Here is a 24,471-nt window from a genome sequence, read left to right as displayed (position 1 = left end):
GAGTTTTTGGGGGGATCGTTGTCATTGCCGCCTCACCCGCCACGCGCCGGGAACAGCCCCGAGGGGCGGAAGAACAGGACGGCGGCCATCAGCACGTAGATCAGCATCGAGGCGATGGCCGGTCCCACGTCATTGGCCGCCGAGGGCGAGAGGGCCAGCTTGGCGATGTCCGTCGCGAAGCCGCGCCCGAGCGTGTCGACGAGGCCCACGATGAGGGCTGCCAGGAAGGCGCCGCGGATTGATCCGATGCCGCCGATGACGATGACGACGAAGGCAAGGATCAGCAGGTTGTCGCCCATGCCCGGTTCGACCACGAGGATCGGCGCGGCGAGAATGCCGGCGAAACCTGCGAGCATCGCGCCGAAGCCGAAGACCAGCATGAACAGGCGGCGGATGTCGACGCCGAGCGCTGCCACCATCGGCGCGTTGGTGGCCCCTGCCCGCACGAGCATGCCGACCCTTGTCTTGCTGACCAGCACGTAGAGCAGCACGGCCACGGCAAGTCCCGCGACGATCAGCGCGATGCGGTAGACGGGATAGAGCAGCCCGTCCATCAGCTCGAACGAGCCGTCCAGCAGTTCGGGCATCGGCAGGGTCAGCGGCGTCGAGCCCCAGATCGCCTTCACCGCCTCGTTGAGGAATAGGATGATGCCGAAGGTGGCGAGCACCTGGTCGAGGTGGTCCCGATCGTAAAGGTGTCGGAAGACCAGCACCTCCAGCAACAGGCCGACGATGAGGGCGCCGGCAAGGCCGAGCACCAGGGCACCCCAGAAGGTGCCGGTCACGGCGTAGGCTGCGACCGCCAGATAGGCGCCGAGCATGTACTGGACGCCATGCGCCAGATTGATGAAATCCATGACGCCGAAGACCAGCGTCAGGCCGGCGGCGATCAGGAACAGCAGGATGCCGAGTTGCAGGCCGTTCAGTGTCTGGACGGCAAAAAGGGTGGCGCTCAACGGACCGGCCTCGTCGGTTGCGCAAGCTTTGCGATGGGGGCGTGATCGGGCGAAACCCGCCGGCCCCTTTGCGGGTGCCGGCGGGCGGGCAGCATCAGTTCATCGAGCATTCGCCGACATAGGCGTCGACCTTGTCGTCGAAGACCTTCTCGACCGTTTCGGTGACATACTTGCCGTCGGCGCGCTTCACCGCCTTCACCACATACACGTCCTGGATCGGGAAGTGGTTGGTGTTGAACTTGAAGTCGCCGCGCACGCTGTCGAAGGGCGCGTCCTTGAGGGCGGCCATCAGCTTGGCCTTGTCGGCCTTGCCGCCGGCCTGCTTCAGCGCGCCGTCGATGAGACGGGCCGCATCATACCCTTGCGAGGCGTAGATCGACGGGGCATAGCCGTATTCCGCCTCGAAGGCGGCGACGAAGGCCTTGTTCGCCTCGTTGTCGATGTTCGGCGCCCACTGCGCGCCGGACAGAAGGCCGAGGGCCGTGTCCTGCGTCGCCGGCAGGGTCGTCTCGTCGACGGTGAAGGCGGAGAGGAACGGCACGCTGCCGGACAGGCCGGCCTGGGCGTACTGCTTGACGAGGTTCACGCCCATGCCGCCAGGCATGAAGACGAAAACCGCATCCGGCTTGGCGGCGGCGATCTTGGTCAACTCCGAGGAAAAGTCGAGCTGGCCGAGCTTGGTGTAGATCTCGTCGACGACCTCGCCCTTGAAGTGACGCTTGAACCCGGCGAGCGAATCCTTGCCGGCCTGGTAGTTCGGCGCCATGATGATCATGCGCTTGTAGCCGGCGTCCTCGGCGTATTTGCCCATGGCCTCGTGGTTCTGGTCGTTCTGGTAGGACGTGGTGAAGAAATAGGGCGAGCAGGCCTTGCCGGCGATCGGCGAGGGGCCGGCATTGCCGCCGACGAAGATCGTCTCGCTGTCGATGATCGGCTTGTAGGCCGCCATCATCACGTTGGAGAAGACGATGCCGGCCATCATGTCGACCTGATCGCGCTCCAGCAGGCCGCGCACCTTGGTCAGGGCGACATCCGGCTTCAGTTCGTCATCGACGACCAGCACCTCGGTGTCGAGACCGCCGAGCTTGCCGTCGGCCTGCTTGACGCCAAGCAGGAAACCGTCGCGCATGTGGACGCCAAGCGATGCCGGCGGACCGGACAAGGTGGCGAGAAAACCGATCTTCAGGCTGTCCGCCTGCGCGGCCATGCCGGAAAGGCCGAAAGCCGCCGCGGCCAGTGCCGCCGTTACCATACGCTTCATTGCATTCTCCCCTCAGGACCGCCCGCGCCCGGTCTTGTCGCCCGGCACGCGCATCTGGATGGTTTGACTTGTCGTTGTCGCAGCGCCATGCGGCGCCGCCCCGCTCTCCCGGCGGCCGGGAAATAGTTTAAGCCTAAAATATTTCCCCTGTGAAGCCCCGTCATGCGGCCTCGACCAAGTTAAGCATGCGGAAAGCGGAAACCGAATAGGTTCAATGGTGTTTTCTGGCACTCTTGGCATCGACGGTGCGGCGCCGGGCGAGGAGCCCGCGGAAACGGGAGAACGGCAGGATGCGAAAGGCTTATCCTTGCGACATGAGAGCCGCGGCACCTGTCTGCGCGACGCCTGTCTGCGCAGTCCTTGTCTTCGCGGTCCTTGTCCTCGCGACCCTGGCGGCAGGTCCCGCCGGTGCGGATTCGGGTCCCGAGCCGGTGCTTTCCGAGGAGGCCTGCGCCCGGGCGGCGGCGCGGCATGCGGACGACGTCACGCCGCGCGGACCCGACGGCGACGACGTCGCTGCGGCGGCAATCGAGGGCGCGGTGATCGGCGGGCTTGGCGGTCGCGACCGGCGCGGCACCGGCTGGAGTGCGGGCGGGGCCGAACGCGGCGCGCGCCTCGGCGGCGGGCTCGCGGCGCTTGACGGCATCGACCGGGTCGACCCGGCCCGCTGGCAGGCGGCCTTCGACAGGGGTTTTGCCGCCTGCATGGCCGGAACCCCGTTGCCGTCGACATCGCGAGAGCGCTGCCGTTCCGGCGGCGCGGTCACCGGATCCGGCCATGGCGGGCGCTACGGCGCCTCCTCGAGGCGCGACTGCCGCTGAAGTTCCGGCGCCGGTCTCTCGCCCGGTCCGAGGGCGAGCGGCGGGCCGTCGATTTCCCGCAGCAGCTTGCGCTTCATCGCCCTTGCATAGTCCCCGAAGCCGCGCGCCACCTCGACAAAGGCGCCTGGTCCGCGAATGACGCGGTCGCCGTAGTAGCGCACCGGATCGGGGTCGTCGCCGGCAATGGCAAGCCCGTTGACGGTAATCGCCGAATAGTCGAAGGCGCGGTAGGCGCTCTCGGGCGGGAACCCCTCGTTGTTGATGCCATCGCCCGCCATGTCGACGACGCGGCGGGCACAGTCGCGCGGAGCGCGCCCGTGATGGATCGCCGCATAGCCCAGCGCATAGCCGAGCGCCGTCGGATAGCGATAATGACTGCGCGGGGTGCCCTCGATCCTGTCGGCAAAACGGGCGATTTCCTCGGGCGTTTCAAGCCAGGTCCAGTCCGCCTGCACCACCTGCTGCTCGCGCCCGCTCCATTCGAAGGCGCTGGCCAGCAAGCCGCCGGTGGCCCGGATCGCGGCGCCCACCTGCGGATCGCGGAACGCTTCCGCCAGGCCCTGGCGCTGCAGCTCGTATTCGCTGTCGTCGACGCTGGAGGAGACGTCGATGGCAAGCACCAGCGCCAGAGGACAGGCGTATGCCGCCGGTGCCGCGAGCAGCGCGAGCGACAGCGCCGCAATCGCCGCGGCGACGGAGCGCGAGGAGGCTGTGGCCCTTGTGTCCATCTTTGGGAGTGTATGGCATCCAGCGCGCAGGACAATGCCGGCCGGGCGCTGCATTGAGGGCGCGCGGACTTAAACCGCCCGTCAGCGCCTGTCCGTCTCGATCCCGATACCGACAAGCCTGCGCAGCAGCGCTTCGAGCGGGCCCTGTCCGACCAGCTTCAACCAGACGAAGGCGAACGCCACCTGGGCGAGGTTGATGGCGAAGGCGATGCCCAGCAACTGGTGGTGCTCCAGCGTGCCGAACAGGCCAAGGCCCACCCCGTAGAACAGGGCAACACAGATCACCGTCTGGCCGACATAGGTGGTGAGCGGAATCCGCCCCACCGCCGTGAACGGCATCAACAGCATCCGTGCGACCCGGCCGCGCGCCAGCAGGTTGGCGAGTCCGATCAGGCCGAGGCACAGGAGCAGCCGTCGCAGATTGTAGAGATAGGCATCGGCCGACCCGATCGACCATTCGGAATAGCCCGGCACGGCGGTTGCCCCGTGGATGAGAAAGCCGAGAACCAGCCCGCCGGCAAGACCGATGACGGCCATCGCCGCGTATTGCCCGCTCGTCCAGCGCCCGGAAAAGGCACCGAGGCGAAACAGCGCCATGCCGAAGAACATCATCGCGCCGACGTCGAGCACATGATCGGTGAAGAACAGCGTCGTCTGCTCCTGGAAGGTCTCCAGCGCCAGCGTGCGCACCAGGTCGGTGTATCCCGCAAGCCGCTCGTCCATTTCGGCGAGCGCCAGCCGCTCCAGCTCCTCGAACATCGCGACCTCGTCCTCGGTCTCGCTCGTCTCAACCTCGGCGGGTCCGGCATCGATCGGCGCGGGATCCGCGGGCAACGCATCGCCACCGGCTTGCGCGGCCCCGCCACCCTCGACGCTTTCCGCCTGGCTGGCGTCGAAGGCATCGTTGGAGATCTGGTCGAGCGACCAGCCCGTGCCGTCCTTGAGCGAGGACACCGCGAAGATCGCAAGGCCGATCAGGAGCAGCCGTCGTCCCGACATGTTGCGGAAGGCGAAGAGGAACATGCCCAGTATGCCGTAGACATAAAGGACGTCATGCGGCCAGAGCAGCACGTAACCATGCACGAGGCCAAAGACGATCAGCCACATGAGACGGCGGAAATAGAGGTCCGCGGCAAGCAGCCCGCCTGGTCGTCTGGTGTGCCGGTCCAGCAAAAGCAGGGCCGTCGCGCCGAAGATCAGCGAGAACATGCCGCGCATCGTGCCATCGACGAAAATCACGACGTAGAGCCAGGCGGCGACGTTGGCAACGACGTTCTCGCCCCATTCCTCCGGCAGCGAGAACGCCACCGTCGGCAGGCCAAAGACGAAGATGTTGCGCCAGAGAATGCCGAGGGCCGCGAAACCGCGAAGCGCATCGAGCACGACCAGACGGTCCGACCCGGGCGCGCTGGCAACCCTGTCGGCACTGGCCGGACGGATAGTTTGGTCCACTTTGGGTTTTCCGGAAAGGGAGTGTCAAACTCACCTTTAAGACCGAACATCGAGTCGCACAAGCGTCACGAATGACAGTGGCCGGGCCCCGCGTTTCCGCGCCGGACCCGGCCGCTTTCGGTCAAATCAACCCTCGCCGGGCACCCGCGCTATCCACGCGGTGCCTGGCCTGGGCACCTGCGCTATCAGCGCGGTGCTTGATTGGGGCACCCGCGCATCAGCGCGGTGCCATGCGGATCGAACCATCGAGGCGGATCGTCTCGCCATTGAGCATCGGGTTCTCGCAGATCGCCGCGACGAGGTTCGCATATTCGTCCGGCTTGCCGAGGCGCGAGGGGAACGGCACCTGCTGGCCGAGCGAATCCTGCACCTCCTGCGGCAGGCCGAGCAGCATCGGCGTCTCGAACAGGCCCGGCGCGATCGTCATCACGCGAATGCCGGATTTCGACAGGTCGCGGGCAATCGGCAGGGTCGAGGCGGCAACGCCCCCCTTCGACGCGGCATAGGCGACCTGGCCGATCTGGCCGTCAAAGGCGGCGACCGACGCCGTGGACACGATCACGCCGCGCTCGCCGTCCGCCGTGACCGGCTCCAGCGCCGACATGGCGGTCGAGGCATGCGCGATGCAACGGAAGGTGCCGACGAGATTGACCGCGATCACCTTCTCGAACATGTCCATCGGGTGCGGCTCGCCGCGCGAGGTGGTCTTGGCGACCGGCGCGATGCCGGCGCAATTGACGAGGATGCGCTCCACGCCGAAATGCGCGCGCGCCGCGGCAAAGCCCTTCTCGACACTGTCATTGCTGGTCACGTCGACGGCAACGAAGGCACCGCCGATCTCGGCGGCGACCGCCTCGCCCTGCTCCACGTTCATGTCGAACAGCGTGACCTTGACGCCTGCGGCTGCAAGACGGCGCGCCGTTGCAGCGCCAAGTCCGGATGCGCCACCCGTGACGACGGCGGACAGACCTTCCCCAAGCTTCATGTTCACTCCCCGGTTGTGTTGCCGGCGGCATTGCACCGCCTGGCCGAATTGGATGGTGGCAAGAGGTGGCAGGAAGGACGGATTTGGTCAAGCGCGCATGACCGCGCGGCCGACACGCCCGTTCACGCAAGCACGACGAGGTCGACCGGCGCGGCGAGACCGGCGACCGTCTGCCCGGGACGCAGCACCGCCGCCGCGCCGTCAAAGCCCTGATGGCTGGCGGCCTCAAGGGTCGCGGCATCGGTCAGAACGATGGATCCCTGCGCCTTGTTGGCGTCTTCCAGCTTCGCCGCGCGGTTGACCGCATCGCCGATCACGGTGAATTCCAGCCGTCCGGCCGCCCCGACAACGCCGGCGGTAACCGGTCCGAAGGAGACGGCCGCGCCCGCACGCAGGTCCTCCGGCCACCCCAGAGCTGCAAGTTCCGGACCGAGACCGGCAAAGATCCGGGGAAGTTCCAGGCCTGCCCGCAGCGCGTCCGCCGCCGCCGTGTCGCTTGGCGAGACCGCGCCGAAAGTCGCCAGCACACCGTCGCCAAGGAACTTGTCGACCTGCCCGCCATGGCGGGCGATCACGCCGAGCACCGCCTCCTGGTAACGGGCGAGCACGGCCATGACCGTTGCCGGCGGCAGCGTCGCCGCGATGCGGGTAAAGCTGCGAATGTCGACCATCATCACCGCCGCCTCGCGCAGGCTGCCCCGGCCGGCGACCAGCGTCTCGTCGGCATCGGTGATGGAATGCGCCACTTCCGGCGCGAAGAAACGGCGCAGGTCCTCGGCCGCGGCATGATCGCGCACGGAATCGAGGAGCATCCGCCGGCCCCTGTAGAGCGCCACCGAAAGACAGAGCGTCACGCCGATGATGACGATGATCTTGTCAAGCTCCGCGCCGATCAGGATCGCGTTGGAGGTGAGATACTCGACATAGTTCCGGGTGATGTACATCTCGCCCATGTCGCGCGTCACCGCATAGGCGACCAGCGCGATCCAGCCGAGCGCGCCGAGGGTGCCCGTGATCAGGACGAAGCGCGGATCGAAGCGCAACGCCCGAAGCGCGATGAACAGGAACAGGTACATCAGCGTCGGCGCCTTCAGGTAGAAGGTTGCGGGCTGCGCGTACTGGATGTGGAAGGAGAAGATCAACCCGCACAGCAGCGTCACGTCGACGACGATGGAGACGACGAGGTACCAGACCGGCAATTCGAACCGGTAGGACAGCGCGACACGCAGCACGGTGAAGAGGAAATAGGCGGCCAGCGCCAGCGGCACGAAGTTGAACCCGTCCGCCCCCTCGGCGCGCGGGGCCAACGAGTAGAGGGCGGCGAAGAACAGCACCATGGCGAGCTGTACCCAGCCGATCAGCCGTTCGGCTTCCGTCTCGCGGGCGGCGATCTCGGCGCGCACCCGCAAGGGAACGCCGGCGGCACCGCCAGTGGCGGGCAGCGCCACGTCTCCCTGTCGCGCCAGGTCCGTCTGTCGCGTCAGGTCCCTCGCAGGTCCGGGTTCCACTGTCATCGCCCGCATCTCCCTCCGCCTTGCGGCAGGCAGGTCATCAACACACAGCAGGGCCGGCCGGGCGGCAAATCACGCTTTGTCGACGACAACGGACAGCGCGGATCGAAGCGCCGTGAAGCCGACCGCCGGTCACGGCATTGCCTCAGGGCGTCAGCACCATTCCCTCGCGGCCGACCAGTGCCCCGGGATGTCGGGCGGCGGCCTGCTCGGCGATCGCGTCGAGCGCGTCGTCGTCGCGACGCGGATCGTGGTGGAACAGCACCGGACGGGCGACCCCGGCCTCCAGCGCCAGTTCCACGCCCTTTTGCCACGTGGAATGGCCCCAGCCCGTGAAACGCGGATATTCCTCGTCGGTGAACATGGCATCGTAGATCATCACGTCGGCGCCCTCGACGAAGCGGCGCACCGCCCGGTCTATCTCCGGATCGCCATGCTCGTGATCGGTGATGATGCAGATCGACTTGCCGCCATGCTCCAGCCGGTAGCCGGTGGCGCCGCCCGGATGATTGAGGGCGACGGTGCTGAGCGCGATCTCGCCGGTGCGTTCGAGCGGACCGCCGGGGCGGAAATTGGCGAAGGACACGGCGCGCAGGCTGTTGGCGGCGACCGGAAAGATCGGCGGCGACATGATCCGGCAGATGATGTCCATCAGGCCGTAGCTGTCGGTCAGGTGCCCGGCCCAGGCCTTGATGGCGAAGCGGTCGTCATAGGCGGGGGTGAAGAAGGGAAGACCGCAGATGTGATCGAGATGGGTATGGGTGAAGAACATGTCGAAGGCGCGCGGCGGACCGGCATGCAATTCGCTGCCGAGGTTGCGCGCCCCCGACCCGCAATCGATCAGCACGATGTCGCCGCCGGCACGGATCTCGAAGGACGTGGTCTCGCCGCCATAGCGCAATGTCGAGGGGCCCGGTGTCGGGGTCGATCCGCGCACGCCCCAAAGCTTCAGGGAGAGGGTCACCGATCCGCCGCCCCGTTCATGCCGGCCCGTCGGATGACTGCAGGGCCACAAGGGCCTGCGTGGTGCGATCCAGGCGCTGCGCGAGCGTGCGCATGACCTCAAGCGACATGTCCGGAAACTCCTTCAGAAGGCTCAGGAAACCATCCTTGGAGATCGTCAGGACGTCCATCTCCGTCGCCGCCACGACAGTGGCTGTGCGGGGAACGTCGCACAGGATCGCGATCTCGCCAACAATCGAATGCTCCCCGACACGTGCGACAGTGCGTTCACTGTCGCCGGTGCGGACCCGGACTTCCGCCTCCCCGCCCAGAATGATGAAGGCGGAATCGCCCTCGTCCCCCTGGTCGCAAAGATGCTCCTCCGGCGCGAAATGACTTCGGTCGGAAATAAAGGCCAGGAGCCTCAGCTTCGTTGCGTCGATGCCGCGAAACAGCGGCACGCGCCGCAATGCATCGACTTCCGCGTCAAGGGTCACATGTCCTCCTTCGGGAAGCGTGCGGCCGGTAGGCGCGCGTGCGGTTCCTCGTTCGACTGCAGGGTGTCCCTCACCACGGTCCGGGTCATTGCTCGCTCTCCCGGTCCGCCGCCAGGCGTCCCTGCTCCATCACGATACTATGGTCGAATTCCTTCGCCACGATCAAATTCGACGCCCCGAACAACAGCATGCGGCCTTCCAGCTCGCCGCGAACCGCGGCGCGCAAGGCCTTGTCGTCGTCGCTGGTGCCGGCCGCCGTCTCGTCGAGGATGGTGACCGGCGAGCGCTTCATCAGCGCGCGCACCAGGGCAACCCGGCGGCGCTGGCCGGCGGACAGGCGCGAGCCGGCAACCCCGACATGGAAATCGAGCCCGGCGCGCACGATCGGGCGGCGCAGGTCCATTTCGTCGACAAGGGCGCGGATCAGGCGGTCGATCTGCTCGCGCGCATCGCGGCGGTCGACGCGCGGACGACCGAACAGCAAGTTGTCCTCAATGCTCATCGGCGCCACGAAGCGCTCCCGGTCGAAGACGACGAAGCGCTGCTGCGCGTCGGCCAGGTGCTTGTGGAAAACCGACCGGGCGGCAATGATCTCGCCGCGCATCTCGTCGTCGAGCACGCCGAGGCGGTGACGGGCGGGGATCAGCTTGAAGGCAAGGCCGATGAGCCGCTCCCGGTCGGCCGGCGTCAGGCTGCCCTTGCCGGCCTCGGAACGGGCGAGACGCGTGATCCGCTCGAACTCCGGCAACTCGTCCTGGGTGATGAAGGAATAATCGCCAAGCAGTCCCGAATCGCCGCTGACATTGGCAAACAGCTCGACCATCGTTGCGGCGATCTTCAGGCCGATACCGACCAGCCTGTCATAGAGCCTGGTTTCCTTCAGCGCCGCCAGAACGTCGGCATCTCCGGCCAGCGTGTCGATGCCGACGGCAGGGTCGGAAGGAGCCGCGAACAGCAGGTTTTCCGCGACGCTCGCAGAATTGTTGAAGCGGTCGATGTGCCACAGCTCCACCATCGCCGCCAGCCGGCCATCGCCCTCCACCCGGTCGGCAAGGGCCCGGCGCACGGCAAGCACGCGTTCGGCAAATTCCGGATGCCGGCCGGGGTCGATCGGCGATTGCAGCCCCATGCGGAAAACGTCGGCGGCAAGTCCCATCGCCTCGATCAGTTCCAGCGCGCGGGCGTCGAGACCGTCCGCGCCCTCGCAGCCGGCCGCGTCCAGGTCCTCCCATTCCGCCTCGATGTCGTGGTCGGGGTTCTGGGTGGCGCGGGCCTCGGCGAGCCGGCGGGCGTGCTCGTTCTTCGCCTCGCCCTCCCGCTCGGGGGCGCGCAAGGGGCGATGGCGCAGGCCGTAGAGCACGTTGTCGCGCACGGTGCCGGTCCACACATGCACGGACGAGCCGACATAGGCGATCTGGCGTCCAAGCACCGCCTCGCTCAAGGTGTCGAGATTGTGCCCGCCGATCTCGACCCGGCCGCTGGTCGCACCGAGAAGACCGGCGGCCAGTTGCAACACCTCGGAGCGACCGGACCCGTCGACCCCGATCACCGCGACATGCGTGCCCTCTTCCACCTTCAGGGAGACCTCGAAGACCTCCTGCCCCGCCGCGCCGCCGGAGAAGCTCGCATTGCGCATGACGAGGTCGCCGGCAAGCGGATCGCCGTTGCCGTCGTCGGTCAGGCGCGCGACGGGGTAGATGTCGGCCGGATCGAAGTTCTCGACGACGGTCTGGTACTTGACGTCGACGTCGGCGACCATCTGGTAGTAGGCGAGCAGTTCCTTCCAGGGGCCGGCGAGATCCTTGTAGGCGGCGATGACCGCCAGCAGCGCGCCGAGCGACAGGTTCCCCTCGATGACCAGCCAGCCGCCGATCAGGTAGAACAGGAAGGGCGTCAACTGGTTCATGAAGTTGTTGAGGAACTTTATGAAATACTTCCAGTTGAAAATCTTGAAGCGGATCTTGTAGTTGGTGTAGAGCCGCTCGGAGAGATCCGCCGAATGCCAGGCGGAGGCGTCGTTGGCGTGAATTTCGGCAACGCCGCCGATGCTCTCGCCGATCTTGTCGGCGATGACCCGGACATTGCGCACGCGCTTGCGCGACAGCAGAATGACCTTCCGCTGCAGCTTCGGGATGATGTAGGCCTGCATCGGATAGGAGGACACGGCGGCAAGACCCAGCAACGGGTCCTGCATGAAGATGAAGCCGATCTGCACGACCAGCATGCCGCCCTGATAGGCGGGCAGCGCCACGGCCTCGCCGATAAAGCCGCCGACGTCCTCCACCTCCGAGGTGATCATCGGAATGATCTCGCCGGAACTCACCTTCTTGAAATGCGGCAGGCGGAAACGCAGCACCCGCTGGAAGAGCTCGAAGCGCAGGCGGCGCAGCATCCGCTCGCCGAGCCGGCCCTTGTAGACGTTGAGCGCCAGCTTGATGCCGTTCGAGGCCACGACGAGGCCGAGGAAGGTCAGGCACAGCAGCACGAGATAGGAGATCTGGTCGAACTCGACCGAGGCGACCTCGCGCGGGAAGTTCTCGCCCTGGATCGCGTCATTGACGATCAGCTTGGGCAATTCCAGCAGCGCATAGGTGACCGGATAGGCAATCACCGTGATCAGCAGGATCACGAGTTGCTGGCGGGCGCTGTAGCGCCAGATGAAACTGAAAAGGCTTTTTTCCATTGTCGGTCGCGTTACGGGGTCGCGGGCCTGTTTCATCTTCGGCGCCAAGAATCCCCGCATCATAGCGCAGAGACGGCAAACCGCCAGCCGGAACCCGCACCCGTTTCAAGGCCGATGCCACCCCTCCCCCGAGGATCGGCATTCGCATGTGCGAACCACCCGCCTCTTGCGCCCGGCCGGCACGGCGGCTAGAGAATGGTAATTACTGGGGATGCGTGGTCGTGCGTCAGGGCGAGTACGCTGACCGAATGGGTAGGCATGATCAATAGCTCCCCGAAAGTGCTGATCTACAGCCACGATTCCTTTGGGCTCGGCCACCTGCGCAGGTGCCGCACGATTGCGCATGCGCTGACTCGCCGATTCTCCGACATGTCCGTGCTGATCCTGTCGGGTTCGCCGATCATCGGCAGCTTCGAATTCCGCTCGCGCGTCGACTTCGTGCGCATTCCCGGCGTTATCAAACTCCGGAACGGCGAGTACACGCCATTGTCGCTGTCGCTCAATATCGAGCACATCCTGGCCATCCGCTCCTCGATCATCGAGCACACGGCCAAGGTCTTCGACCCGGACATCCTGATCGTCGACAAGGAGCCGCTCGGCCTTCGCGGCGAAATCCTGGGCACGCTGGAGATGCTCAAGCAACGGGGCAACACGCGGCTCATCCTCGGCCTGCGCGACGTGATGGACGATCCGGCGGTGCTGCGCGAGGAGTGGACCCGCAAGAATGTCGATCCGGCGCTGGATGCCCTTTACGACGAAATCTGGGTCTACGGTCCTCCGGACCTGCATGACCCGCTGGATGGCATGGGGCTGCCGGCCTCGGTGCATGCGAAGTCCGTGAACACGGGCTATCTGCGCCGCGACGTTCCGGAAGACGCGCGCATCACCGAGCCCCTGCCCTTCGACGACGAGCCCTATATCCTGGTGACGCCGGGCGGCGGCGGCGACGGCGTGGAGATGGTCGACTGGGTGATGCGGGCCTACGAATCGCGGGCCCAACCCCTGTTCCCGGCCCTGATCGTGCTCGGCCCGTTCATGCCGGCCCAGGCGACGGCGGACTTCCAGGCCCGCGCCGAGCATCTGCGCGACGTTCACATATTGCGCTTCCTGCCGACCATCGAGCCCTACATGGCCGGCGCCAAGGCGATCGTCGGCATGGGCGGCTACAACACCTTCTGCGAGATCCTGTCCTTCGACAAGCCGACGCTGCTGGTGCCGCGCGTCGTGCCGCGCCGCGAGCAGTCGATCCGCGCGGAGCGGGCGGAAACGATCGGCCTCCTCAAGGTCCTGCCGATCGACAACTATCCCGATGTCGACAAGATGATCGACGCGCTCGCCGAACTGCCCTGGCTGGAGCCCCCCTCCACCGCCGGCATCGACAACCTGCTCGGCGGCCTCGACGTGATCGGCGACAGGGTCGAGCGCATCCTTGCCGACCGCCCGGCGGTTTCCCGTCCGCTGACCGCCGTCAGCGCCGTCTGAGGCACGTCCTTCCTCGTTCAACCGGTATCCGTGAATGTCTCGCATCGCCGTCGTCGTCAAAGGCTATCCGCGCCTTTCCGAGACCTTCATCGCGCAGGAGATGCTGGGGCTGGAGCGGCGCGGCATCGCGCAGCTGATCGTCGCCCTGCGCCGTCCCTACGATCCGTTCATCCACGAGGTGCACCGGCAGATTTCCGCCGACGTGCTCTACCTGCCCGAATACATCAAGGACGATCCGGCGCGCGTTGCCAGGGCCCGGCGATGGGCGGAAAGGCAGCCGACCTTCGCCGCCGCCCGCGCATTGTACGAGGCCGATTTCGCCCGCGAGCACAATGCCAACCGGCAGAGGCGCTGGGGACAGGCCTGCGTGCTGGCGCATGAGCTGCCCGAAGACGTCACCTGGATCCACACCCACTACCTGCACACGCCCTGCTCGGTGGCGCGCTACGCCGCCCACCTTTCGGGGCGCAAGTGGTCCTTCTCGGCCCATGCCAAGGACATCTGGACGAGCCCGGACTGGGACCTGCGGACCAAGCTCGACGACGCCGCCTGGGGTGTCACCTGCACCCGCGTCAATGCCGAGCACCTGAAGTCGCTGGCGGCCGACCCGGCCAAGGTCGATCTCGTCTATCACGGCCTCGACTTCTCCCCCTTCCCGTTGCGAGAAACGCATGGCACCGGCGATGGCGCGGCACAGGGGCCGGTGCGCCTGCTCTCCGTCGGCCGGGCGGTGGAAAAAAAGGGCTATGACGATCTCCTGGCGGCGCTTGCCCGCCTGCCGAAAGGGCTCGACTGGCATTTCGAGCATATCGGCGGCGGCGAACAGGGCAGCCGGCTGAAGGACCTGGCCGAAGGCCTCGGCCTTTCCGGCCGCATCACCTGGCACGGGGCGAAACCCCGCGAGGACGTGATCGCGGCCGCGGCGCGCGCCGATCTTTTCGTGCTCGCCTCCAAGGTGGCGAAATCCGGCGATCGCGACGGCCTGCCGAACGTGCTGATGGAGGCACAGGCCATGGGCCTGTGCTGCCTTGCCACCAATGTCTCGGCGATCCCGGAGCTGATCCGTGACGGGGAGACCGGCGTGCTGGTGCCGCCCGGCGATCCGGCGGCGCTGGCAACCGCTCTTGCAGCCCTGATCGGCGACCCGGCGCGGCGGGCACGCCTTGGCATGGCGGCAAGCAGCGACGTGCGGGCGCGATTTTCCGCCGACCCGGGCCTCGATCTTCTGGCGCAGCGCTTCGCCAGGGTGCTTTGAAGGGAAGGGCTTGCCCCATGCGCATCGCCTTCACCGCCCCGATGAAGCCGCTCGACGATCCGCTGCCCTCCGGCGACCGGACCATGGGACGCCTGATCGTCAAGGGTCTGGAACAGGCAGGCCATGAGGTGCGGATCGCCTCGCGCTTCCGCTCGTGGCGGGCGAAGGGCGGTGTCGATGAACAACGCGCCGTGGAGCGCGAGGCCCTCGCCGAGGCGGATGCAATCGCCCGGCGCTGGGAAGCGGAAGGCTACCGGCCCGATCTCTTCCTCACCTACCACCTTTATCACAAGGCGCCGGACTGGATCGGCCCGGCGCTTGCTGACCATTTCGCCCTGCCCTACGCGGTGATCGAGGCGAGCCGCGCACCGAAGCGCCAGCGCGGCGAATGGGAGCACGGGTTTGCCGCCGCCGATGCGGCCCTTCTCCGTGCCGACATGGTCGCCGCCCTGCACCGGGCCGACCGGGAATGCCTTGCCGCCGTGACGCCGGAGGCGCGGCTGACCGTGCTCGCGCCGTTTCTCGACGAGCGTCCCTTCCTCGACGCGCCGCGCATCCCGCCGCCTGCCGACGCTCCCCCCCGGCTCCTCGCGGTCGGCATGATGCGCGAGGGCGCCAAGATGGCCTCCTACCGGCTGCTCGCCGAGGCGCTCGGCAAACTGGAGCGGCAGCACTCTTTCACCCTCACCATCGCCGGTGACGGACCCGGCCGGGCCGAGGTCGAGGCGCTTTTCGCGCGCCACGGCGCCCGCTTCACCGGCGCCCGCTTCACCGGTGCCTTGTCGCCGGAAGAGATGCCGGCGCTCTATGCGGCCCATGACATTCTCGTCTGGCCGGCGATCCGCGAGGCCTTCGGCTTCGTCTTCCTTGAGGCGCAGGCTGCGGGACTGGCGATTGTCGGCGGCGACACGTTCGGCGTTCCGGATGTCGTCGCCGACGGCGTCAGCGGGTTGCTGGCCCCGGAAGGCGATGTCGAAGCCTTTGCCGTGGCCCTTGCCCGCCTGCTGGCAACGCCCGCCCTCACCGCCCGCATGGGCATGGCGGCGCGCGCCCATATACTCGCCCGCCACGGGCTGGCGGCCGGCGCAGCACGGCTCGACGCCTTTCTCGGGCATGCCTTGCGCAACTTCGCGGCCCGCGCTACCGCTTCGCCGCAATGACCCGATCCGCCTTCATCCACGTCCAGCACCTGCTCGGCACCGGCCATGTGTTTCGCGCCGCCGCGATCGGCCATGCGCTTGCCGCGCGCGGGATCGAGGTGACGCTTGCCACCGGCAACACGCTGCCGTCGCTGCTCGATACACAAGGCCTGAACATTGTCGAACTGCCGCCCGTCCGGGCGCTCGATGCCCGGTTCAAGACCTTCCTGACGCCGGACGGCCGCGAGATCGACGACGCCTGGAAGGCGGCGCGGCGCGATGCGACGCTTGCAGCCTTCCAGGCGCGCGATTTCGACCTGCTGCTGACCGAGACCTGGCCCTTCGGCCGCCGCCCTTTCGCCTTCGAGATGGAACCGCTTGTGACGGCAGCGCGGGCACGGCCCCGCCCGCCTCTCGTTGCCGCCTCGATCCGCGACATCCTGGTGCGCAAGCAGGAGATCCGGAAGGAAGAGGAGATGGCGACCCGGGCGCTTGCCGCCTATGACCTCGTCCTCGTTCACTCCGATCCGGAATTCGTGAAACTGGAGGACAGCTTCCCCTTCGCGGACCGGATCGCCCACCTGCTGCGCTACACGGGCTTTGCCGAGACCGGCGGCAGCCTTGCAGCGTCCGAAGGCCGCGACGGCGAGGACGAGGTGATCGTCTCCTGCGGCGGCGGTGCCGTCGGGGCGGATCTTCTGGCCGCCGCCATCCCGGCGCGTGCGCTGTCGCGGCGTGCCGGCGACTGCACCTGGCGGCTGCTTGCCGGTCATGACATCGACGCGGAGACCTTCGGCAGGCTTTGCGCTCAGGCGGGCGACGGCATCGTCGTCGAGCGCGCCCGGCGCGATTTCACCGCGCTCCTGTCGCGCGCCCGGCTCTCCGCCAGCCAGGCCGGCTACAATACGGTGCTCGACATCCTGCGTGCCGGGGTGCCGTCCGTCCTGGTTCCCTTCGCCCAGATCAGGGAAACGGAGCAGCAGCAGCGCGCCGACGCGCTCGCCCGCCACGGCCGCGCCGTCTCGATCCCGGAGAAGACACTGACGCCGGAGGGACTGGCGGCAGCCGCCGACGAGGCGCTCGCCCTCCCCCGCCGCCAGGTCGAGGTGCAGTTCGGAGGCGCGGAACGGGCGGCGGACATTCTCGCCGAAGCGCTGGAGGCGCGCGGATGAGCGGGGCTTCCGACACCGACGTGGAGTTTCCCGCCGATATCAGAACCTGGAGCGACGGCCTTGTTCGCCATCTCGACTGGTTCGCCGAGCGCGGCCTTGCCGTTCCCGTCTGGTGGCGCGACGACGATGCCGTGGAGCCGAGCCCTGCGCTCGAGCGGCTGCTTGCCATCGCCAATGCGCATGAGGTCGAGGTGGCGCTCGCCGTCATCCCCAGGGACGCGACGCAAGCGCTGGCCGGACGGCTCGCCGGCGAGCGCTTCGCATCCGTCCTGCAGCACGGCTACGAGCACCGCAACTTCCAGGACAAGGCGCGCGGCGAGAAGGCGGCGGAGCTTGGCCGGGCCCGCGATCCGGACGCGGCGCTGGCGCTGGTCGCCAAGGGCCGCGAGCGCCTGTCGGATCTCTTCGGGGAGCGCTTCGTGCCTGTGATGGTACCGCCCTGGAACCGGATCGCGCCGCGCATCTCGGCGCGTCTCGGCGAGGCCGGCCTTGTCGGGCTTTCGACCTTCACCCAGTTCCATCCGCACGCGCTTACCCACGTGCAGACCCATATCGACATGATCAAGTGGAAGAAGGAGCGGCGCTTCATCGGCTGGCAGTCGGCCCGCCTGCGCTTCGATTTCCATCTGGCGCGGCGGCGCAACAACCCGGACGAACCGCTCGGCATCCTGTCGCATCACCTGGCGCAGGACGATGCCTCGTTCGACTTCCTCGACAGGACCTTCGAGATTCTCGCCGCGCATCCCGGCGCCCGCTTCGCGCGGATCGCCGATCTGCTGCCGCAGGTTCCGCCCGCCGGAAACTGACCCTCAGGCGACAGGCTTCAGCAGCCGCAACCGCCAGGTGACGTTCTTCTTGTCGGAGGTCAGGCGGTAGTCGTCGAGCACGTCCCAGTCGGGACCGTCGGTCGCTTCCCAAAGCCGCGCGATCAGCCGGTTGGCGCCCGATTCGAGCCGCTTGGGCGAATACATCGACACGGCAATGACGCCGCCGGGCGCCAGGAACGGCACGTAGCGGGCGACCGCGGCAGCCGGATCGTCGGAGAAATGCAGCACCTCGTTGAAGACGATGGCCGAGAAGGTCTCGCCCTTCTCGGGCGCGAACGTGTGCAGGTCGCCGGCACGCAGCGAGGCGATCTGCGGGTCCACGTCGGCAATGCCCAGCGCTGCCGGGGCAAGGTCGACGCCGACATAGCGCCCGATCCCCATCGGCTGCAGGCGCTCGTAGAGCAGCCCTTCGCCGCAACCGATGTCGAGCACGTTGTCCAGCGAGCCGTTCAGCGACAACCACATGCCGATGATGCCATACCGCCCGCTCTCGGGCAGGTCGCGCAGGAACGACCAGCGCCCGCGCCGGTATTCCTCGTCCCATCCGTCGGCGGTCGATGCGTTCTTGGACATGCTCGTCTTCCTGTTCGCCTTCACTCGCCGCAGCTCGTGCTGCAGTGCGCCATCACTTATACGGGTCGGCCGCGTCACGCAAACCGTCTCCCAGAAAGTTGAAGGCCAGAACAACGACGATAATGGGGACGACGGGCGCCATCAGCCAGGGATAAACGACAACGACGGAGATATCCTGCGCCTCGTTGAGCAGCACGCCCCAGGAGACGGCCGGCCGGCGCAGGCCGAGATTGAGATAGGAAAGCGCCGTCTCGCCGAGGATCATCGCCGGAATCGACAGGGAGGCGGATGCGATGATGTGGCTGGTGAAGCCGGGCAGCAGATGCTTGCGGATCACCCGCGAGGGGCTTGCACCCATCAGCAGCGCCGCCTTGGCGTATTCCTCCTCGCGCAGGGCCATCAGCTTGGAGCGCACCGCGCGCGCCAGCCCCGGCCAGTCGAGCAGGCCGAGAATGACGGTGATGCCGAGATAGATCCATACCGGCGACCAGGTAACGGGAAGCGCCGCCGAAAGCGCCATCCACAGGGGCAGTTCGGGAAGCGAGCGCAGGATCTCGATCACCCGCTGGATGGCGCTGTCGATGAGCCCGCCGAAGAAGCCCGCGATCCCGCCGAAGAACAGGCCGAGCACGATGGAGATCGTCACGCCGACGAGACCCACGGTCAGCGACAGGCGCGCGCCATAGATCAGCCCCGACAGCACGTCGCGCCCCAGCCGGTCGGTGCCGAGCAGGTAGAGCGTGCCGCCCTCGGCCGGGCAGACGAGATGGAAGCGCGCGTCGAAAAGCCCCCAGAACCGGTATTTCGAGCCCTGGCAGAAGAAGCGCAAGGGCTGCACGTCCTGCCGGTCCTCGGCATAGACCCAGCGGACCGTCTCCAGGTCGATGCTGGCCTTCGAACCGTAGACGAAGGGCCCGACGAAGGATCCCTCGTGGAACAGGCGCAGCGACTGCGGCGGCGCGTAGAGGTGGTCGTTGGAGCGTTCGTTCGGCGAATAGGGCGCGATCAGCTCGGCAAAGGGCACGCAGAGATAGAACAGGATGAGAATGACGCCGGACCACACGGCGACCCGGTGGCGGCGGAACTTCCACCACATGATCTGCCACTGGGACGCCTGGTAGTAGCGCTCCTGCTCCGGCGACAGCGTTTCCGCCTGGGCCGGGTTGAAGGCCTCCGGATTGACGTAGTGAGCGGTTTCCTCGCGCATGCTCATGACGCGGCCTTTCCGCCGAGGCGAATGCGCGGGTCGAGCACCGCCAGCAGCAGGTCGGAGACCAGCATGCCGATCAGCGTCAGGATCGCGACGAAGAGAAGAATGAAGCCGGCGAGGAACTGGTCCTGCGACTGCAGGGCGTTGAGCAGAACCGGCCCGACTGTGGGCAGGTTGAGCACCACCGAGACGATGACCGAGCCGGAGACGAGCGAGGGGATCAGGTTGCCGATATCGGCGATGAACGGGTTGAGCGCCATGCGCAGCGGATACTTGACCAGCAGGCGCGCCTCGCGCAGGCCCTTGGCCCGCGCCGTCGTCACATATTGCTTGTGCAGCTCATCGAGAAGATTGGCCCGCAACCGCCGGATCATCGCCGCCGTCCCGGCCGTTCCGATGACGACGGTGGGCACGATCAGATGCGCCAGGATCGACAGCGCCTTGGCCACGCTCCAGGGCTGGCCGATATATTCCGGCGCCATCAGCCCGCCGACCGACAGGCCGAACCAGAGATTGGCGAAATAGAGCATGATCAGGCCGAGCAGGAAGTTCGGCGTCGCGAGCCCGATATAGCCGATGAAGGTGAAGCCGTAGTCGCCCCAGGAATATTGCCGCGTGGCCGAATAGATCCCGATCGGGAAGGAGACGATATAGACGAAGAGGATGGTCGCCGTGTTGAGCACGATGGTCAGCGGCAGGGTCGGGCCGACCACCTCGGAGACCGGCTTTTCGTATTCGAACGACCAGCCCCAGTTGCCCTGCAGCAATCCGTCCAGCCCGTGGACGCCCGGCCACAGGCCGATCCAGATCAGATAGCGTTCCAGGAAGGGGCGGTCGAGCGCGAACTCGGCGCGCAGGAACTCCAGCTTGGCGATGGACGCGCTCTCGCCGGCGGCGCGCAGCGCGGCGATCTGGTTGGAGATGTAGTCGCCGGCCGGCAGTTCGATGATGACGAAGATAAGCAGGCTGATCACGAACAGCGTCGGGATCATCGTCAGCACCCGGCGCGCAATATAGTAGAGCATCAAGCGGTCCCCCAGCACCGCGCGGCGCCCACGCGCCGCGCCGCGCACTCATTTCCTGTAGAATTCATCCATCCGGTGAATGCCGAAATGCGCCCCGGGATCCCAGCCGTAGATCCCCTCTTCCGGCACGTTGCCAAGGTTCTTCACCACCACCGGCTGGCGAACCTCCGACACCAGCCCGATATGGATCGTCTCCTGCGCATGAATGCGCAGGATCTCGTGCCAGATCTCGGTGCGCTCCTCGTGCGAGGTCGAGGCAAGCCAGGCCTCGTAAAGCTCGATCAGGCGCACCGCCGGCGCCCATTCGGGCTTCTCGCCGGTCTGCCCGTCGGTCTCGTACCAGTTGCCCCAGCGCGCCCAGGACAGAAAATCGCCGCGCACCGGCACGAAGTCCTCCGGCGTCATCTCCGAGGTCGGAATGCCGTTCTCGAACCCCGACCAGACGGCCATCACCATCAGGCCCGACAAGGCGCGCTCGCGCATGATGTCGCGTTGGCTCGGCTTGGGAAACAGCTTGACGCCGATCTCCCGCCAGGTCTCGCCGACGAGTTCGAGCGCATCGAGCTCCTCCTGGCTCTCGCCGGTGGCCTCGACGATGATCTCCAGCGGCCGCCCGTCGGGCAAAAGGCGCACGCCGTCGCCGCGCCGCTCGATCAGGCCCATCTCGTCGAGCAGCTCGTTCGCCCTGTCCGGGTCGAAGCCCGCATACATGTCGCGGTATTCGGGACGGAAAAGCGGACTGCGCGAGAGCACCGTGTCGTTGCCGGCGGTGCCGAAGCCCAGATAAAGCACCTTGTTGATCATCACCCGGTCGATGCCCAGCGACAGGGCATGGCGGAAACGCGTGTCCTGCATCACCTTGCGCCAGACCGGATCGGCAACGGTCAGGTTGGGCAGCAGCGAGATCTGCGAACCCTTGCTGATCGGCCACAGATAGGTGTCGAAGCGTCCCGCCTTCTCGCCCTGCTTGAGGATGGTGATGTCGGAAAAGCCGATGTTGCGCGCCTGAAGGTCGGCTTCGCCCGCCTGGGTCTTGGCCGGTATGATCTTGCCGTCGGCAACCGTCATCACGACGCTGTCGAAATAAGGGAGCTGCTGGCCGGCCTTGTCGATGCGGTGATAATAGGGATTGCGGTGCAGGACGAAGCGACGCTCGCTGTCATCGGCGAGCCGCACCCAGGGCTGCAGGCTCGGCAGGTCCGGATTGCGGGCGTCATACATGTCGTCCATCTTGTTGAAGAGCGCCGCCCAGCTCCTCAGCTTCTTCGCTTGCGCCAGCTTGCCGATCTTCTCCATGTCGCCGTAGCGGGCATGATACTGCTTCAGGTAATGCGCCGGCCGGTAGATGAAGGGCGGCCGGGACTTGGCCAGTTCCGGCTTGAACAGCGGATTGGGTTCGTCCCAGCTGAAGCGGACCGTGGTCTCGTCGACGACCTCGAAGAGCGGCGGCTTGCCGCCGGCCAGCATGAATTGCGGCAGGCCGGAGGGCTGCAGCTCGTCATTCAGCGCCACGTCCTCGTACCAGAAGCGGATGTCCTCGGAAGTGAACGGGTGGCCGTCGGACCACTTGTGCCCCTTGCGCAGGACCAGCGTGAAGACCCGGCCGTCCTCCTCGATGAAGTCCTTGAGGATGTCGGGTCTCAGTTCGAGATCCTCGTCGTAGCCGACCAGCCGGGCATAGCCCCAGACATTGATCAGGCGAACATCGCGCGAGCGGCCGATCAGCGTGTCGATCTGGCCGCCCGGCGTGCCGATCTGGCGGCCGCGCGCGGCAAGGTCGACGACAAGCGGTTCCTCCGGCACCCGCTCGGCCACCGGCGGCAGGTCGACACCGATGCGTCCGGCAAGCGAGGGCGTTTCCTTGAGCGTCAGCGCCGTTGCCGGAACCGCCAGCAGCGCCAGCAGCGCGGCAAGGGCGGCGGCAAGCAAAGGGCTTTTCGGGGGCCGGATCGTCATTGCGCGGCCTCCATCGATGCGGCCGGGCTGGCCGGCGCCAGTCCGGGCGCGCAGACGAAATGACCCGGCGCCATCTCCACCAGCACCGGCCGGACACCGTCGACCACCCGGTAGGGATCCGGCCATTCGGCGGGCTCGGAGGCCCGGCCGGCGTCGAGCGCGGCGAAATCCAGCGGCGCGTTCAGGTCGGGCTCCGGGACGGAGGCAAGCAGGGCCTGCGTATAGGGATGCAGCGGGTTTTCCACCACGTCGCGGGTGGCGCCCACCTCGACGACGCGCCCCCGGCACATCACCGCGACCCGGTCGGCAATGTAGTCGACGACGGCCAGATTGTGACTGACGAACAGATAGGTCAGTCCAAGTTCCGCCTTCAGGTCCTTGAGCAGATTGAGAACCTGCGCCTGGACCGAAACGTCGAGCGCCGAGGTCGGTTCGTCGCAAAGGATGAATTCGGGATTGAGCGCGAGCGCGCGGGCGATGCCGATACGCTGGCGCTGGCCGCCGGAGAAGGAATGGGGATAGCGGCGCAGGAAGCGCGGATCGAGGCCGACAAGGCGCATCAGCTCGCGCACCCGCTCCGCCCGCTCCTCCGGCGTGCCGATCTTGTGGATGACCAGCGGCTCGGACAGCAGCTCGTTCACGGTCATGCGCGGATTGAGCGAGGAAAACGGATCCTGGAAGATCAGCTGCACCCGCTTGCGGTAGTCGAGCAGGTCGGCGCCGCTCATCTTCGCGACATCGACCGGACCCTTGCCGCAATCGTAGCGGATCTCGCCCTCGTCGACCTCGATGGCGCGCAGCACCGCCTTGGCGGTCGTCGTCTTGCCGGAGCCGCTTTCGCCGACCAGGCCGAGACATTCGCCGCGCCTGACCGAAAGGTTGATGTCGTCGAGCGCCAGGACCGAGCGGGCGCTGCCGCCGAGCAACCCGCCCTTGCGGGTGGTGAAGCGCTTGGTCACGCCGGTGAGCGTCACCAGCGGCGTGCCGGGCGCGCATGCGGGCCTTCCGTGCGCCTTCTTCAGGAAGCCTTCCGCATGCGGCTCGATCGGACGGATCGGCACCAGGCGCTCGCCCGCCTCCATGCCGAAGCGCGGCACGGCGTGGAGCAGCGCCTTCAGATAGGCGTGCTGCGGATTGGCGAAGAGGTCGGCAGCGCTGCCGCGCTCCATGATACGACCGTGATAGATCACCACCACGTCGTCGGCCATGTTGGCGACGACGCCGAAATCATGGGTGATCAGGAGAACGGACATGTGCAGCTCGGTCTGCACATCCTTGATCAGCTTGAGGATTTCCGCCTGGATTGTGACATCGAGCGCGGTGGTCGGTTCATCGGCGATGAGCAGCGAGGGGCGGCAGATCATCGCCATGGCGATCATCGCGCGCTGGCGCAGGCCGCCGGAGAGTTCGAACGCATAGGAATCCAGCGCCCGCGCTGGATCGGGAAAACGCACCAGGCGCAGCATCTCGCGGGTCAGCTCGCGCGCCTCGGCCGGCGAGCAGCCGCGATGCAGCTCCGCCGCCTCGCCGATCTGGTCGCCGATCGTGTGCAGCGGCGAGAGCGACGTCATCGGTTCCTGGAAGATGATGGCGATGCGGTTGCCGCGAATGGCGCGCAGCGCCGGGCCCTTGCGGTCCAGCGCGGCGATGTCGACCGGCTCGGCCTCGTCGCTGTCACGGAAAAGGACGCGTCCGCCGCTCACCTGCGCCTTTTCCGGCAGCAGGCCCATGATCGTCTGCGAGATCACCGTCTTGCCCGAACCGGATTCCCCGACCAGGGCCACGGTGCGGTTGCGCGGCACCGAAAAGGACACATTGTCCACCGCCCGCGCGCGCCCCTCCTGGGTCGTGAAATCGACGCTCAGGCCGTCGACCGTCAACACATCCACGTGGTTCGCCCTCCTCCTGGCGCCCTCGTCTTTCGCCCTTCTGTTCCGGCGATTGTTCGAGCCATTATAGGAGGCATGCCCTGTCGTGAAAGTGCCTTCCCCGACAC

The 24,471-nt window shown here is 67.0% G+C and carries 20 protein-coding genes; 6 read left to right on the top strand and 14 right to left on the bottom strand.

Features of this window, described 5'->3' with window-relative positions:
- Positions 1-32: 32 nt before the first annotated feature.
- Positions 33-956 carry a branched-chain amino acid ABC transporter permease gene (locus ACQY46_RS11745; RefSeq protein ID WP_428696222.1) on the bottom strand — a complete coding sequence of 308 codons (924 nt, stop codon included), beginning with the start codon at positions 954-956 and terminating at the stop codon, positions 33-35.
- A 94-nt stretch (positions 957-1,050) separates the two neighbouring features.
- Positions 1,051-2,217 (bottom strand): ABC transporter substrate-binding protein, encoded by a 1,167-nt coding sequence (locus tag ACQY46_RS11740; protein ID WP_428696221.1) that lies wholly within the window; start codon positions 2,215-2,217, stop codon positions 1,051-1,053.
- Positions 2,218-2,507: 290 nt separating this feature from the next.
- Between ACQY46_RS11740 and ACQY46_RS11735 the strand changes: the two genes are divergently transcribed.
- The gene (locus ACQY46_RS11735; protein ID WP_428696220.1) at positions 2,508-3,038 is read left to right on the top strand and encodes a hypothetical protein; all 531 of its coding nucleotides are present in this window, start codon (positions 2,508-2,510) and stop codon (positions 3,036-3,038) included.
- Here the strand turns inward: ACQY46_RS11735 and ACQY46_RS11730 are convergent.
- The 7 genes from ACQY46_RS11730 to ACQY46_RS11700 form a co-directional block, all read right to left on the bottom strand.
- Complete coding sequence (locus ACQY46_RS11730; RefSeq protein ID WP_428696219.1) at positions 3,005-3,766, bottom strand: DUF1194 domain-containing protein; 762 nt, start codon at positions 3,764-3,766, stop codon at positions 3,005-3,007. The genes ACQY46_RS11735 and ACQY46_RS11730 overlap by 34 nt on opposite strands.
- An 81-nt stretch (positions 3,767-3,847) precedes the next feature.
- On the bottom strand, positions 3,848-5,218 hold the full coding sequence (locus tag ACQY46_RS11725) for a DUF418 domain-containing protein (RefSeq protein ID WP_428696218.1): 1,371 nt from the start codon (positions 5,216-5,218) through the stop codon (positions 3,848-3,850).
- Positions 5,219-5,435: 217 nt separating this feature from the next.
- A complete protein-coding gene (locus ACQY46_RS11720) occupies positions 5,436-6,203 on the bottom strand; it encodes an SDR family NAD(P)-dependent oxidoreductase (protein WP_428696217.1) in 768 nt (255 codons plus the stop codon).
- A 122-nt stretch (positions 6,204-6,325) separates the two neighbouring features.
- On the bottom strand, positions 6,326-7,717 hold the full coding sequence (locus ACQY46_RS11715; RefSeq protein ID WP_428696216.1) for an adenylate/guanylate cyclase domain-containing protein: 1,392 nt from the start codon (positions 7,715-7,717) through the stop codon (positions 6,326-6,328).
- A 142-nt stretch (positions 7,718-7,859) separates the two neighbouring features.
- The gene (locus ACQY46_RS11710; protein WP_428696215.1) at positions 7,860-8,678 is read right to left on the bottom strand and encodes an MBL fold metallo-hydrolase; all 819 of its coding nucleotides are present in this window, start codon (positions 8,676-8,678) and stop codon (positions 7,860-7,862) included.
- Positions 8,679-8,694: 16 nt separating this feature from the next.
- On the bottom strand, positions 8,695-9,153 hold the full coding sequence (locus ACQY46_RS11705; protein WP_428696214.1) for a cyclic nucleotide-binding domain-containing protein: 459 nt from the start codon (positions 9,151-9,153) through the stop codon (positions 8,695-8,697).
- Between the two features lie 85 nt (positions 9,154-9,238).
- A complete protein-coding gene (locus ACQY46_RS11700; protein WP_428696213.1) occupies positions 9,239-11,836 on the bottom strand; it encodes an ATP-binding cassette domain-containing protein in 2,598 nt (865 codons plus the stop codon).
- A gap of 258 nt (positions 11,837-12,094) precedes the next feature.
- Here ACQY46_RS11700 and ACQY46_RS11695 point away from each other — a divergent pair, with 258 nt between their 5' ends.
- Genes ACQY46_RS11695 through ACQY46_RS11675 form a run of 5 tightly spaced genes read left to right on the top strand, consistent with a single transcriptional unit; the run spans position 12,095 to position 17,690 of the window.
- A complete protein-coding gene (locus ACQY46_RS11695; protein WP_428696212.1) occupies positions 12,095-13,318 on the top strand; it encodes a glycosyltransferase family protein in 1,224 nt (407 codons plus the stop codon).
- A 34-nt stretch (positions 13,319-13,352) separates the two neighbouring features.
- Positions 13,353-14,573 (top strand): glycosyltransferase family 4 protein, encoded by a 1,221-nt coding sequence (locus ACQY46_RS11690; protein WP_428696211.1) that lies wholly within the window; start codon positions 13,353-13,355, stop codon positions 14,571-14,573.
- A gap of 17 nt (positions 14,574-14,590) precedes the next feature.
- The gene (locus tag ACQY46_RS11685) at positions 14,591-15,733 is read left to right on the top strand and encodes a glycosyltransferase family 4 protein (RefSeq protein ID WP_428696210.1); all 1,143 of its coding nucleotides are present in this window, start codon (positions 14,591-14,593) and stop codon (positions 15,731-15,733) included.
- Positions 15,730-16,884: a glycosyltransferase family protein gene (locus ACQY46_RS11680; RefSeq protein WP_428696209.1), complete on the top strand. Its 1,155-nt coding sequence runs from the start codon at positions 15,730-15,732 to the stop codon at positions 16,882-16,884. Before ACQY46_RS11685 ends, ACQY46_RS11680 begins: the two co-directional genes overlap by 4 nt.
- A complete protein-coding gene (locus ACQY46_RS11675) occupies positions 16,881-17,690 on the top strand; it encodes a polysaccharide deacetylase family protein (RefSeq protein ID WP_428696208.1) in 810 nt (269 codons plus the stop codon). Before ACQY46_RS11680 ends, ACQY46_RS11675 begins: the two co-directional genes overlap by 4 nt.
- 3 nt (positions 17,691-17,693) lie before the next feature.
- On the opposite strand, the gene ACQY46_RS11670 is transcribed toward ACQY46_RS11675, so the two are convergent.
- The 5 genes from ACQY46_RS11670 to ACQY46_RS11650 are packed head-to-tail and all read right to left on the bottom strand — an operon-like array spanning position 17,694 to position 24,364.
- Positions 17,694-18,284: a class I SAM-dependent methyltransferase gene (locus tag ACQY46_RS11670; protein WP_428696207.1), complete on the bottom strand. Its 591-nt coding sequence runs from the start codon at positions 18,282-18,284 to the stop codon at positions 17,694-17,696.
- A 52-nt stretch (positions 18,285-18,336) separates the two neighbouring features.
- Positions 18,337-19,497: an ABC transporter permease gene (locus tag ACQY46_RS11665; RefSeq protein ID WP_428696206.1), complete on the bottom strand. Its 1,161-nt coding sequence runs from the start codon at positions 19,495-19,497 to the stop codon at positions 18,337-18,339.
- A complete protein-coding gene (locus ACQY46_RS11660; protein WP_428696205.1) occupies positions 19,494-20,519 on the bottom strand; it encodes an ABC transporter permease in 1,026 nt (341 codons plus the stop codon). The genes ACQY46_RS11665 and ACQY46_RS11660 overlap by 4 nt, the downstream gene beginning before the upstream one ends.
- A gap of 48 nt (positions 20,520-20,567) precedes the next feature.
- Positions 20,568-22,475, bottom strand: a complete 1,908-nt coding sequence (locus ACQY46_RS11655) for an ABC transporter substrate-binding protein (RefSeq protein WP_428696204.1) — start codon at positions 22,473-22,475, stop codon at positions 20,568-20,570.
- Complete coding sequence (locus tag ACQY46_RS11650) at positions 22,472-24,364, bottom strand: dipeptide ABC transporter ATP-binding protein (RefSeq protein WP_428696203.1); 1,893 nt, start codon at positions 24,362-24,364, stop codon at positions 22,472-22,474. Before ACQY46_RS11650 ends, ACQY46_RS11655 begins: the two co-directional genes overlap by 4 nt.
- Positions 24,365-24,471: the final 107 nt, after the last annotated feature.

Origin of the sequence: Stappia sp., from assembly GCF_965276915.1 — a bacterium.
GTDB lineage: Bacteria > Pseudomonadota > Alphaproteobacteria > Rhizobiales > Stappiaceae > Stappia.
This window is presented reverse-complemented; position numbering and strand designations above follow the sequence as displayed.